Consider the following 14,084-nt stretch of genomic DNA (forward strand, 5'->3'; position numbering starts at 1 on the left):
ACACCCAAATATGAGTGTGTTTTCACCTAACTAAATTATTTTAGAATGATTTTTTCTGTTCTAAGCTTCTCTCCCATTTCTAATTTCACAATATAAACACCAGAATTTAAGTGCTCAACATTTATCAAATTAGAATGACTTCTATGATCTAATTCTTGAGAAAGTACTGAACGACCTTGAACATCATATAAAGTAACTATAGACTCATCTTTTAAACTACCATTTATATTCAACACATTTGGTTTATCAGTTGTAAATATTTGCAAGCTATTTATTTCGTTAATCTCAATTGACAATGTCGAATTAGAATAATGAAGATAGAATCTTCCTGTTCCACTTAAATCTGTACTAGCAGTAAATGTATAATCATTAGAATTTAGTAATGTAAAAGAATTCGTGTCGTTATCCTCTAAATAGACATAAGTATTGCCTGGTAATTCATTTTCCTCAATACTAATAGTTACACTTTCATTAGCATTTAAATTAACACCTAAAGGCACAATAACATTTGCTAAATCAGTTAAAGATAAAGCTTGTATTGCCATATCTATGCCTGTATTATCATCAACTAAATGAGAATACAATGAAAAATTAGCATTAGTAGCATCTAGTGACCCAGCGTCATACCCTACATCTAAGCCAGTACTTGCCATATCAGTAAAGTAAAAATCTGTAGTGTAAACTTTAGAGGTACTCACCATTTTTAAACCGAGGTGTGCAAAAGAAGTATTACTGTTATCATTTCTTCCAAGAATAAAATCATCAGCCCCACTAATTGTACGCATAGCCGGTGTAAATGATAAATTATTGGTTCCACCCGTGCCATTAGACGCAACAAAGAATCCTTGACCAGGCGCTATGTTTTTTCCTGTATTTTGAACATTGTTAATAATCGTCCATATTCCTGAGCCGTCTGTTCCACTATTATAACCATAAATTGCGTTATGACTGGCATCAAAAACATCATTACCAGAAGCACCATTAATGCTAAGAAACTCTTGAGAATTTATATAACTCGTATACGGATTTCCTACCAAATTCCAATAGTTTGAAGCACCTATAGATATTGTTGTACTTACATTCCCTATATTTACATCGCCTTTAAAAGAAACAACACTTCCGTCATTCGTTGCAGAACGATAACCTTTGGCAGCTTCTAACAATGTTAATTCATTCACAACAATATCATAATTTTCATAATTACCAGACACATTGTTATAAGGTGCAAACGCACGTAAATCGTTTGAAGCAGCTAAATTCTTGTTCCAGTCGGCAAAATCACTAAATGTTTCCATAGTTCCACCACTTACAGGTGAAGAAACTAAATCATTTCCACTACCCGAAACTGAACCAACCTGATTCACGAATCTATCATATCTTGTTGAAGCATTAACTGTACTTGTTGCATCTGGGTTTAGGCTAGAATAGCTGTTAGAGTCAGACTCCAATAAAATACTATTAGCTGTTAAGGTGACCCCTGAATCAATTGTCAATGTAGCACCAGGATTAACAACAATAGTGTTAAAAGTTGTATTACTAGAAATGGTTGCATCACCTGAAACAACAATTAAATCTTCTAAATTTGTAGCAATGCCATTTGGGTTGTTTCCATCTTGCCAACCATTATCATAAACATAATCTGGTCCTTTATGGATCGTAAAATTATCTTCTTCTGTTCCACTTTCATTAATATATCTCAAAGTAAGGTTATTACCTTCTACCTCTAAAACACATGAACCATGTGAATACCCTGGTGAATAAAAAATAGCATTATGATTAAAAAGTTTAGTAACCGATGTTGCAGAGTTAGATAATACTGTGTAGACAGTTCCAAGTCCTGCATCATCTCCTATTTCTGATTTACTGTAAACACCGTCACCTGAGCTTTTTCCATCACCACTACCAGTTACACCAACAGCATGAATTGACAAATCAAAAGATGCTGATAAACCATAGTGTCCATTTATTAAATAAGATCTCTCATAAGATTCACAATGACCACCAACAACAAGATCTACCCCATTACTTTCTAGCATTGGTATAAAGTTTTCTCTCATCTCTATAAGTTGAACTTCTGCTGGTACCCCATAAAAGTCTAAACCTTCAGACGGATGCCAACCACCTGAATAAGGCGGATGATGCCATAAAGCTACTATCCATTTTTGAGTTGTATTTTGAATATCATTTAAAGCCCAATTATACATTGTACCCCCAATTGATCTGTCTTCATCAAAAGAATTTAAAACTATAAAGTGAATATTTCCATAATCAAAAGAATAATATGATTCTGTACCAGAAGCCATTCCTCCAGACTCACCAGATGTTGGAAAATTAAAAACATCATAATAAGTACCTGTCTGAGTTGCTGTGTCAGAAGAAGGTCCATCTAAATTACCTATGCAAGACCACAGCATTGAGTTTTTTAATTTATCATCAAACATACCAAAAACAGATGCTTGATATTGTTGATCATTTCCTTGACTACCACCATTATCTCCTGTTAAAAAGATACCATCTGTATCATTTGAGCCTATATAACTATAATATTGGTCTCTTACATTTACAGCAGTTGTATTGGTAGCACTTCCATTTCCTGTATGACCCAAGAACCAAAATCTATAAAGGTCTGTAGAACCTAATGTAGGATGTGTTTTAAAAAACAAATCTGTTGCGCCAGACACTAAGCTTCCTGATGTTCCTAATCTGTAATAATACTTAGTACCTGAAGTTAACCCCATAATCTCTATTTGATGTTCTGTCTTTGACGTAGTGTTACTTATTGTAGAAAATGAAGCAAATCCAGAATCTGTACTATACTCTATTACAGAGGTATCATTAACATCGGTACGCCATCTAACAATAACACTAGTCTCGGTACTTTTTTGAAGATATGGTCCCCTCACAACAGATTGGGCAAATCCGACTGCAAACCCTAATATTAATAATAATGACACGTAATCTTTTTTCATTTTTATAGCTTTGTTATTTCAGTTTTCTTAACCCTTAGTTCAGAATAAAATTCTCTCATAAACTTTGTATTTCTAATTCTATGAGGTAGTTTTTTGTAATGAAATTCTGCTTCACTAATTGCTAATAAAGCATTTTTATAAGTTTTTTGTTTTATATAGATATCTGCTAATTTTAAGTAAGCTCTTTCTTTTCGATGACTTATATCAATTGTCTTTTCTTGATATTTTAGTGCTGTACTGTAATCTTTAATTTCAATAGCATTAGAAACCAATAAATCATAAAGTACAATAACATTTCCTAGCTTCTCTATTCCTTGAATTAAAATATTTTGAGACCGTTCTATACCTTTTTTTGTTTTGGTTAGAAACCATGCATTAGAAGCATCTATAAAATTTTCTGGAAGTACTTTATTTGAATGAAGTATAACCTTTTCAAAAGCCTTAGCAGACTTTTTATAATTTCCTAACTTTTTGTAGACTTGAGCTAACAATTTTTGATAATTAATATCTTCATTGTTACTCTTAAGCATTCGAAGCATAATTTTTTTACTTAATTCAAAATTACTAAGTTGAAAATGATTCTTAGCTAAATAAAAATTGACGACATCATTATCAAGCCCTAATTTTTGAGAAGTCTGAAAATCAAATAAACTATTTTCATACTTCTGATGTTGATAATAAAGTTTACCTCTTTTTATATACAGACTAGCACTATCTGGATGAATCGCAATTTCTTCTGTGGCCCTTAAAATTCTTTCGTGCAGATCGCCATGAGCATTTAAATTAGTATTAAATGAAAGAATCAATAGGGGTATAAGTAATCTACAGTACAAAAGTTGTCTTACGAGTAAAATTAATAGCTCCTCAAAAGAACTGAATTTTTTAAAAAATTATTGAATAATTTAGATAAAATGTCAAATAAGTTTGTTTAAATACAAGATGTAATTTTTAATTTTTCACAAGCTTTAAAATATGTTGAATTTCAGATATTTAACAAGTTCGGAAGCAAAAAACACACCCAAATATGAGTGTGTTTTCACCTAACTAAATTATAAAACAGATTAAAGAATCAGGGATTATAAATTTATAAACATAATTTAAGCAACTATTTCGAGTTCTTTTTCAACTTTCTTTTCTTTTGGTTTTGCTTCAAATTGGTTAGACGTATTTTTAGCACCACCAGCTTTTAGAGCTTTTTCACCTGCAAAGAATGTTTTGTGGTCATCACCAAGATCAGAACCAGCCATACGCTGATGTTTTACACACGACACACCTTTTCTTATTTCTTGACGCTGAACACCATTTACATAAGCAAGCATACCTTCTTCACCAAAATAACCTTCAGTCAAATCACTCATGTGTAATGCTGTTGTATGATATGTTGGTAGCGTAATTAGGTGGTGAAAAATACCAGCTTCTCTTGCACCATCTAGTTGGAATGACTTAATCTTATCATCAGCTCTAACACAAAGTTCTGTACCATCATATTCAGCTGACATTAAATTCTCCTTATCATAGTATGACATGTCTAAACCTTCTAGCTGCATGTCTTCATATGCTTGATTTCTAAAGTTCAATGTCCAATTAAATGAAGGTGAGTTGTTATAAACCAACTTAGCACTTGGTTCTACATCTCTTATTCTATTCACCATGTGAGCAATTTGCTTCACATTTGGTGTTGGTGTTTCAATCCACAATAAATCTGCACCATTTTGAAGACTTGTAATACAATCAAGCACTACTCTATCAATATTAGTACCTTCCTTAAATTGATACAAACCATTTGGTAAACGTTTTGGACGCATTAACTTACCATTTCGCTTTAGTAACACATCATCTTCTTTGGCCTCCGCAATGGTTATTTCTTCAGCATCAACAAATGCTAAGTATTGAGATGCTAAATCACCAGGTTCTTTACTAACAGGAAGTTTTTGTGTTAATCCTGCACCTTCAGAATCTGTGCGCGCTACAATGATTCCATCTTCTACACCAAGCTCTAAAAATGCATAACGAACAGCATTTAACTTCGCTATAAAATCTTCATGAGGAACAGTTACTTTACCATCTTGATGTCCACATTGTTTTGCATCAGAAACCTGATTTTCTATTTGAATAGCACAAGCACCAGCTTGAATCATTTTTTTAGCCAACAAGTAAGTTGCTTCTTCATTTCCAAAACCAGCATCAATATCAGCAATAATAGGTACGATATGTGTTTCAAAATTATCAATTTCTGCTTGCACATCTTCACCATTAGCTTGTCTTCTAAACAAATCATTAAGTTCTATAGCATCAGCTTGACGTAAGAAATCATAAATCTCTTCAATAAGTGCAGGTACAGCAGTTTTTTCGTGCATAGATTGGTCTGGTAATGGTCCAAATTCTGAACGTAAAGCCGCAACCATCCAACCAGAAAGGTATAAATAACGCTTGCTTGTTGTTTTATGATGCTTCTTAACTGCAATCATTTTTTGCTGTGCAACAAAACCATGCCAGCAGCCTAATGATTGCGTATAGTTTGAAGCGTCCGCATCATATTCTGCCATGTCCTTACGCATTATTGCTGCTGTGTAATTTGCAATATCTAATCCTGTTTTGAAACGGTTTTGAGTTGTCATTCTTGCCGCGTTTTCCGGATTGATTGCATTCCATGTGTTTCCATACTTTGCCTTAAGATCTCTTACTGTTTGCAAAGCAGAAGCATAGTTAGTTTGTGGTAAATTTTTCATAGTTTTGAAATGTATTAAAGATGATATACTAGATTTAATATTAATCCCGTTTAATGTTGCCGCATTAGCGGGATTATTTTTTATTTATTTAGTTTTTTGTTGATTTTATATTTGTTGATAAGCCGATAATGTTAAGAATTCTTCAAACTCATCTTGCGTTACTAACCTTTTAAATAAGGATATGGCATCACAAAATTTCGTATACTTTATTTTCTCTTCTCCTACTTCTCTTATTAATTTTTCAACTTCATTGTCAAAAATGGCCTCAAATAAGTCCTTATTAAAAACCCTTCCATCCTCAAGAAGCGCTTCATTTTTAAGCCATTGCCAAACTTGAGTTCTTGAAATTTCAGCTGTAGCAGCATCTTCCATTAAATTGTATAAAGCCACTGCTCCATATCCTCTAAGCCAAGCTTCCATATATAGAATACCTACGTTAATATTCTTTCGTATTCCAGCTTCTGTAATGGTGCCTAATGGTAATTCTACCAAATCTAATTCAGTGACATTAAAATCTTCACGTTTTCTAAAAATCTGGTTTGGTGTTGGCATATATTTATCAAATTCATTCATTGCCACTTCAACCAATGCAGGATGCGCAACCCATGTACCATCATGACCATTTTTAGCTTCACGTTCTTTATCTACTCTCACTTTTTCAAGTGCTTTAGCATTAGCATCAGGATTATTTTTAATCGGAATTTGAGCTGCCATTCCGCCCATAGCATGTATGCCTCGCTTATGACAGGTTTTAATTACTAGCTTAGAATAAGCAGCCATAAATGGCGTTGTCATCGTTACTTGGTCTCTGTTAGGTACTATAAAACTCCTATGATTTCTAAACTTCTTGATGTATGAGAAAATGTAATCCCAACGACCACAGTTAAGTCCTACGATATGGTCTTTTAATTCATAAATAAATTCATTGAGTTGAAAACTTGCCGTTATAGTTTCTATTAACAAAGTGGCCTTGAATGTACCATGCGGAACACCTAAATAACTTTGAGCATATTCAAAAACAGCATTCCACCAACGTGCTTCTGTGTAATGTTCTAATTTTGGTAAATAGAAATATGGTGCTGATCCTTTGTCTTTTAAGACTTGAGTATTATGAAATACATACAAGCCAAAATCAAATAAACTGCCAGACATTTCTTCACCATCTACGAGTACATGTCTTTCATTAAGATGTAAACCTCTTGGACGTACCAATAAAACAGCAGTTTTATCATTTAATTTATAATGTTTCCCTCTATTTTCATCAATTAATTCAATAGTTCCATTATTTGCATCTAAAAGATTTTGTTGTCCTTCAATTGTATTTTTCCAACTTGGCGCATTACTATCTTCAAAATCTGCCATAAATGTTTTGGCGCCAGAATTTAATGCATTGATTACCATTTTTCTGTCTACAGGACCAGTAATTTCAACACGTCTATCTATAAGGTCTTCTGGAATATGAGATACCGACCACTCACCTTCTCTTATATGTTTTGTTTCGGCAGGGAATGACGGAAAGTTACCTGCATCAAAATAAGCCTGTTCGGCTTCTCTTTTAGAAAGTAATTGCAAACGCTGCTTATTAAACTTTACATGTAGTTGTTTTAAAAACTCTAAAGCATCTTCACTTAATATCTCTGGATAATAGTTATTTACTTCTCTCGAAAACTTTACTTGGTCTGGTGTTGCGATAAGGTATTCCATAATTGTTTGATTTTGATGAAACAATGTTACAACAACTTTTTCAGAAAAACAAGCGAACGTTCGCTATTTTTTGTTTTTCGCTTTTTATAATAGTTCGCAAATAATGCTATATTTGTATATATGGAACAAGATTATATCAAATTAATTTTCGGATTAAAACTAAAGCAAATCCGCACAGAACGTGGACTTTCGTTATTTGGGCTGTCAAAATTATCTGGACTTTCAAAATCCTATTTAAACGAAATAGAAAAAGGAAAAAAATATCCTAAACCAGATAAAATTGCTTCACTTTCTGAACATCTAGAAGTTAGTTATGACGATTTAGTATCATTAAAACTTGACAAAAATCTTGCTCCAATAGGTGAAATTCTTCAATCTAAATTGTTAAAAGAGATACCGCTAGAACTTTTCGGAATTCAAGAAAGTACATTAATAGATATTATTTCTAACGCACCTGTAAAAGTTACAGCCTTTATAAGTACTATTATTGAAATTGCAAAGAATTACAACTTTAGTAGAGAGAATTTCTTCTTGGCATCTGTGCGTTCATTTCAAGAGGCTAACAATAATTATTTTGATGATTTAGAACAGTCTGTTTTAAAGTTTGCTAAAACCTATCATATAGACCTTTCTAAAGAAATTACCGCGCAAGAATTAGAAGAAATACTTGTTGAAGAATATGGCTACAACATTAATAATGAAGAACTTGAAGCGCACAGCGAACTCGATAATTTAAGGTCTATTTTTGTCCCAAAAACAAAGACCTTATTAATTACCAAAAGTATTGATGATGCGCAGCGCGCTTTTATTTATGCTAAAGAATTAGCTTATAATTATCTTAATATTACAGAAAGATTATATACGTTTTCATGGATAAAGTTTGACAGCTTTGACGAAGTTCTCAATAATTTTTATGCATCATACTTTGCGGGATCGCTCATTATTCCAAGAAATAGTATAGTAGCTGATTTAAAACAAATATTTAATCAGAAAAAATTTAATGAAAAGGAATTCAGAGCTTTATTATTAAAGTATAATGCTTCTCCAGAAAGCGTATATCAGCGCCTTACCAACATTCTCCCAAAAGATTTCAAGTTAAAGGATTTATTCTTCTTACGTTTTTCGCATAAGGTGAATACTGATGATTTCACTTTAAACAAAGAATTGCACCTTTCTAAACAACAATCACCACGCGCTAGTGAAACTAACGAACATTATTGTAGAAGATGGGCCTCTTTAAAAGTATTAGATGCTATAAACCAAAATAATTCTGAGCATGAGTTTAGCGTTCAAATTTCAAACTATAAAGATCAGGATCAACAATATTTAGTGCTTGCCTCAGCAACTAAAGATCCTTTTAAAAAATACCGTAATAGAAGTATTTCAGTAGGTATTAAATTGAACGGACAATCTGAGCGTAAACTCAATTTCATTAATCACAAGTCCATTGAAAAAGTAGATGTTAGTGTCACATGCGAACGTTGTAATATCCTTGATTGTGAAGTTAGAAAAACACCTCCTACAGTTCTAGAATCTCAACAAAAAGAACAAAAAACTGCCAAAGTTGTTAGAGATATTCAAAATAAATATAGTAGCTAATTAAAATAAATGAGTTGCCTTTTGATATGAGATTTCTTTAAAATCTGAAATAATGATGTCAGCCTTAGAATAATCTTGATGTGATGAATGCGGACTCATAAAACCTGCACAATAAATTCCGGCGGACTTAGCAGCCTGAATCCCATTTGTAGAATCTTCGATGACCATACATTCATTTTTAGAAAAACCAGTATGCTCTGCAGCTTTTATAAAAATTTCTGGATGTGGTTTTGACTGTTTTAAGTCGGCACCACTAAACTTGCCCATAAAATATTGATTCAAATCAAAACGCTCAAAAATTCGATTAATATTAGGCATAGAAGCCGATGATGCTACCACTAGCTTAACATTATTAGCATAATAATCTTTCATTAAGTCTAAAACACCATCAATCAAGGACAGCTCTGTATCGTGCTCAAAAAGATATTTAAAGTGTTGACGCTTTAATTTTACGAGATATTCTGGCGAATGCGATAAGTTAAAGTGATTGACTAAACGTTTACATATGTTTATTGTTGATTGACCTGTAAATGAAGCGTACAATTCTTCATCAACATTTATCATTACATCAGCAAACATTTTGAAATAGGCTTTTCTATGCAATGGCTCTGTATCTACAATAACACCATCCATATCAAATAAAACTGCTTTAAGCATGATTCCTCATTTTTTTGGCAAAAGTAACAAACTAAACAAGGCTTATAAAAGAAAAAACCAAATTCTAAACATGCGATTAGAACTTGGCTTTAAAGAATTAACACAATTACAACTTTGACTTATAGCACACAAGTTTATCAAAGTTTAAAAATGGTCAATCTAAAGAATCAATTATAAAACATTATCCATAATTTCTTGAACAACCTCAGGATTTAACAATGTACTTGTATCACCAAGATTACTTGTATCGTTAGATGCAATTTTTCTAAGTATACGACGCATTATTTTTCCTGAACGTGTTTTTGGTAATCCACTAGTAAACTGAATTTTATCGAGCTTAGCAATTGGCCCAATTCTATCCGTAATCAATTGGTTAATTTCTTTACGAACATTATCATGCATTCTACCTTCACCAGCATCTTTTAAGGTAATGTAGCCATAAAGCGCGTTACCTTTAACATCATGCGGGAATCCTACAATGGCAGATTCTGCAACTGCTTGGTGTTCATTAATAGCATCCTCAATTGGTGCTGTTCCTAAATTATGTCCAGAAACAATAATAACATCATCTACTCTACCTGTAATTCTGTAATATCCTACTTCATCACGTAAAGCACCATCACCAGTAAAATATTTGTTTTCATAAGCTGAAAAATAAGTATCCTTATAACGCTGATGATTTCCCCATATAGTCCTAGCCATTGAAGGCCATGGGAACTTGATACACAAACGACCTTCAACTTGATTTCCTTTTATTTCATGACCATTTTCATCCATTAATGCGGGTTGAATTCCTATAAAAGGTAATGTTGCATAAGTTGGTTTTGTTGGTGTAGAAAATGGAATTGGTGTAATCATAATTCCACCTGTTTCAGTTTGCCACCAAGTATCAACAATTGGTGCTTTTTTCTTTCCGATATTATCATTATACCAATGCCAAGCCTCTTCGTTGATTGGCTCACCTACAGAACCAAGAACCTTTAAGGATGATAAATCATACTTTTCTACAAGTTCAGTTCCTTGTTTTGCTAATGCTCGAATTGCCGTTGGCGCAGTGTAGAATTGATTTATTTTATGTTTTTGAACGATTTCCCAAAAACGCCCAAAATCTGGATAACTAGGCACACCTTCAAACATTACTGTTGTTGCGCCATTAGCTAATGGTCCGTAAACAATGTAACTATGACCAGTAATCCAACCAATATCCGCAGTACACCAATACACATCATCTTCTCTATATTGAAATACATTTTTAAAGGTATATGCAGAATAGACCATATAACCAGCTGTTGTGTGCAGCATACCTTTAGGCATTCCTGTAGAACCAGAAGTATAAAGTATGAATAATGGATCTTCAGCATCCATCACTTCTATAGCACAATCCTGATAAGCCTCATCTAATAATGGTTGTAACCACTCATCTCGACCTTCTTTCATATTAATATCAGAATTGATACGTTTAGCTACTAATACAGATGTAACACCAGGACAATCTTCTAAAGCTTCATCAACAATACCTTTTAAATCAATTGTCTTTGCACCACGATAGGAACCATCTGATGTTAGTACCATTTTAGCATCACAATCATTGATTCTAGTAGATAAAGCCGTAGCTGAGAACCCAGCAAACACAACCGAATGCACAGCACCAATTCTAGCACATGCCAATACTGAAACTGCTAATTCTGGTATCATTGGCAAATAAATACAAACACGATCACCTTTTTTGATGCCTTTATCTTTTAAGACGTTTGCGAAACGACAAACGCGCTCATGTAACTCACGATACGTAATATGTTCAGCAGGTTCGTTAGGGTCATTAGGCTCAAATAGAATAGCTGTTTTATTCCCGCGAGACCATAAATGACGGTCAATACAGTTTTCTGTAATATTTAACTTTGCACCTTCAAACCATTTTACTTCTGGCTTGGTAAAGTCCCAACTCAAAACGTTATCCCAACGCTTCTGCCATGTAAAATGTTCTTCTGCGATTTCTTCCCAGAAGGATTCAGGATTTCGGACTGATTTTCGATATACTTGATAGTATTCTTCAAAATGTTTTATATGATAATTACTCATTGTTGATTTATTTTTTAATTAGTTATTTAGTTTTATAAATGTGATAACTTCTCGATATAATTTTGTTCGTACTTCACAAAAATCACTCGAAGTGACAAAATGATCTATTTACGTCAGTTTGAATGTTATGAAAGAATTCCAGGTTATATCAAGACCTTATTTATTGTTATTAAATTGAAATTTCACTTTTATGTATTCCTATCTGATGTTTTTTGTAAACTGTTTCAATTTCTGAAATAATATTAACATCATCAATGGTTGATGGAATATTATACTTTAAATCGTCTGAAATATTTCGAAGCAACTTCCTTAAAATTTTACCTGAACGCGTTTTGGGTAAACGATTTACCACAAGCACATCTTTTAATGAAGCAACAGCACCAATTTCTCGTCGTACATCTTTAATGATTCCTTTTGTAATGGTCTCTTCGCTTATTTTTGTGCCAGATTTTAATACGACTAAGCCTAATGGTTTTTGACCTTTAAGATCACAATGCACGCCAAAAACGGCGCATTCAGCAACTGAAGGATGACTTGCTACAACTTCTTCCATTTCGGCAGTAGATAAGCGATGTCCAGCAACATTGATAATATCATCTACACGACCAGTTATAAAAACATAACCGTCTTCATCTTTATAACCGCCATCACCTGAAAAATAGTATCCAGGAAACTTATTTAAATAACCTGATTTAAAACGTTCTGGATTTCCCCAAAGATTTAATAAACATCCTGGTGGCATTGGTAGTTTTACCGCAACGTAACCTTCTACATCAGACGCTACCTCTTTACCTTCTTCGCTTAATACTTGTATATCATATCCACAAACTGGAAACGACGCTGAACCAGGTTTTACATCCATTAGCTCTACACCAGCCATATTGGCTAACATTGGCCAACCACTTTCTGTTTGCCACCAATGGTCAATAACAGGTACATTAAGGTGTTGCTCTGTCCAACTCAATGTGGCAACATCACATCGCTCACCAGCTAAGAATTGATATTTTAAACAACTTAAATCATATCGTTTTATATGATGTCCTTCTGGATCTTCTTTCTTAATAGCTCTAATTGCAGTAGGTGCTGTGAACATCACTTTAACTTGATGCTCACTAATAACTCGCCAAAACGTTGAAGCATCTGGTGTTTTAATTGGTTTACCTTCAAATAATACCGTAGTATTTCTATTTAATAATGGTCCGTAAACAATATAACTATGACCTACAACCCAACCGACATCACTCGCAGCCCAATACACATCGCCTTCTTCAACACCATAAACATGTTTCATTGAGAATTTTAAGGCAGTGGCATAACCACCTGAATCTCTAATAATACCTTTAGGTTTTCCAGTGGTACCAGAAGTATATAAAATATATAATGGATGATTAGATTCCACCGCTACAGGCGCAATTGGCTCAGATTTAGAAACTAATTCTGTATAATTAACATCGTAGGGTTTATTTGGAATATCTACACCCAAACTTCTATCGTATACCACCACATGTTCTGGCTTATGCATAGCTTCAACAATCGCTTCATCCACAAAAGGTTTGTACGGAATAATCCGTTCAATTTCAATGCCATTTGAAGCTGTAATAATTGCCTTTGGTTTACAATCATCAATTCTTATGGCTAATTCATGAGGTGCAAATCCACCAAATACTACAGAATGAATTACACCAAGTCTAGCACAAGCAAGCATTGCATATAATGCTTGCGGGATCATTGGCATGTAAATGACACAAGTGTCACCTTTTTCCAAACCAAGATTATGTAAACCACCAGCTAACCTAGCAACTTCTTGATGCAATTGATTAAAGGTTATAAATTGTTTAGTATTGGTCACTGGCGAATCATAGATGATGGCATTTTGTTCACCAAATCCATCTTCAATATGTTTATCTATGCATAGATAACTTACATTGAGTTTACCATCTTTAAACCATTGCGGATACTCATATTCATCCTTACCTAATATGGTTGAAGGTTTCTCATACCAAGCTAAATTATCAGCTTGGTTTCTCCAAAATTCTCCTGGTTCATTAATACTTTTTGAATATAAATCTTGATACTTCATGTCTTGGCTTTTTTAGAGTTAAATAAACCAAACCAGTTAGGGTTCAACACTTTGAGCTTAATTAATGCCCAAATAATTACAACAAAACAAATACCCATAGCCAAAGACTCAAACGGACCTGTTGCTGTTTCGCTTTCTAGTTTAAAACGAAAATAGAGAGTTACTATAACGTAAATACTGATTAAAATATCAGACGTTAAAGCATTAATACGAAGACGTTTCATTTTTGTATACTTTAATTAAACATGGTTTTATTTGCACACAAAA

9 protein-coding genes are annotated in these 14,084 nt (G+C 33.4%); 1 reads left to right on the plus strand and 8 read right to left on the minus strand.

Features of this window, described 5'->3' with window-relative positions; genetic code table 11:
• Positions 1-35: 35 nt before the first annotated feature.
• The 4 genes from HRU50_RS03315 to aceB all read right to left on the minus strand — a co-directional run bounded on the left by HRU50_RS03315 (position 36) and on the right by aceB (position 7,402).
• Complete coding sequence (locus tag HRU50_RS03315; protein ID WP_296348151.1) at positions 36-2,969, minus strand: fibronectin type III domain-containing protein; 2,934 nt, start codon at positions 2,967-2,969, stop codon at positions 36-38.
• A 2-nt stretch (positions 2,970-2,971) separates the two neighbouring features.
• Positions 2,972-3,775, minus strand: a complete 804-nt coding sequence (locus HRU50_RS03320) for a hypothetical protein (protein ID WP_296348153.1) — start codon at positions 3,773-3,775, stop codon at positions 2,972-2,974.
• A 291-nt stretch (positions 3,776-4,066) separates the two neighbouring features.
• Positions 4,067-5,698 (minus strand): isocitrate lyase, encoded by a 1,632-nt coding sequence (locus HRU50_RS03325; RefSeq protein ID WP_296348156.1) that lies wholly within the window; start codon positions 5,696-5,698, stop codon positions 4,067-4,069.
• A gap of 105 nt (positions 5,699-5,803) precedes the next feature.
• Complete coding sequence (aceB, locus tag HRU50_RS03330; RefSeq protein WP_296348158.1) at positions 5,804-7,402, minus strand: malate synthase A; 1,599 nt, start codon at positions 7,400-7,402, stop codon at positions 5,804-5,806.
• A gap of 120 nt (positions 7,403-7,522) precedes the next feature.
• On the opposite strand from aceB, the gene HRU50_RS03335 reads away from it, so the two are divergent.
• Complete coding sequence (locus tag HRU50_RS03335) at positions 7,523-9,001, plus strand: helix-turn-helix domain-containing protein (protein ID WP_296348161.1); 1,479 nt, start codon at positions 7,523-7,525, stop codon at positions 8,999-9,001.
• Here HRU50_RS03335 and HRU50_RS03340 read toward each other — a convergent pair whose 3' ends face one another.
• The 4 genes from HRU50_RS03340 to HRU50_RS03355 form a co-directional block, all read right to left on the minus strand.
• Entirely contained in the window at positions 9,002-9,658 is a 657-nt protein-coding gene (locus HRU50_RS03340) for an HAD family phosphatase (protein WP_296348163.1), read from the minus strand.
• Positions 9,659-9,829: 171 nt separating this feature from the next.
• Positions 9,830-11,737, minus strand: coding sequence for an acetate--CoA ligase (gene acs, locus HRU50_RS03345; RefSeq protein WP_296348165.1), 1,908 nt, complete (start codon positions 11,735-11,737; stop codon positions 9,830-9,832).
• 169 nt (positions 11,738-11,906) lie between these two features.
• The gene (locus tag HRU50_RS03350) at positions 11,907-13,817 is read right to left on the minus strand and encodes an acetate--CoA ligase (RefSeq protein ID WP_296348167.1); all 1,911 of its coding nucleotides are present in this window, start codon (positions 13,815-13,817) and stop codon (positions 11,907-11,909) included.
• Positions 13,814-14,041: a hypothetical protein gene (locus HRU50_RS03355; RefSeq protein WP_296348169.1), complete on the minus strand. Its 228-nt coding sequence runs from the start codon at positions 14,039-14,041 to the stop codon at positions 13,814-13,816. The genes HRU50_RS03350 and HRU50_RS03355 overlap by 4 nt, the downstream gene beginning before the upstream one ends.
• Positions 14,042-14,084: the final 43 nt, after the last annotated feature.

This window comes from Winogradskyella sp., from assembly GCF_013213835.1.
GTDB lineage: Bacteria > Bacteroidota > Bacteroidia > Flavobacteriales > Flavobacteriaceae > Winogradskyella.

Coding starts and splice junctions, on each gene's coding strand:
- aceB (WP_296348158.1), bottom strand. CDS start 7,402: ATGGAATACCTTATCGCAACACCAGACCAAGTAAAGTTTTCGAGAGAA.
- HRU50_RS03355 (WP_296348169.1), bottom strand. CDS start 14,041: ATGAAACGTCTTCGTATTAATGCTTTAACGTCTGATATTTTAATCAGT.
- HRU50_RS03325 (WP_296348156.1), bottom strand. CDS start 5,698: ATGAAAAATTTACCACAAACTAACTATGCTTCTGCTTTGCAAACAGTA.
- HRU50_RS03340 (WP_296348163.1), bottom strand. CDS start 9,658: ATGCTTAAAGCAGTTTTATTTGATATGGATGGTGTTATTGTAGATACA.
- HRU50_RS03335 (WP_296348161.1), top strand. CDS start 7,523: ATGGAACAAGATTATATCAAATTAATTTTCGGATTAAAACTAAAGCAA.
- acs (WP_296348165.1), bottom strand. CDS start 11,737: ATGAGTAATTATCATATAAAACATTTTGAAGAATACTATCAAGTATAT.
- HRU50_RS03350 (WP_296348167.1), bottom strand. CDS start 13,817: ATGAAGTATCAAGATTTATATTCAAAAAGTATTAATGAACCAGGAGAA.
- HRU50_RS03315 (WP_296348151.1), bottom strand. CDS start 2,969: ATGAAAAAAGATTACGTGTCATTATTATTAATATTAGGGTTTGCAGTC.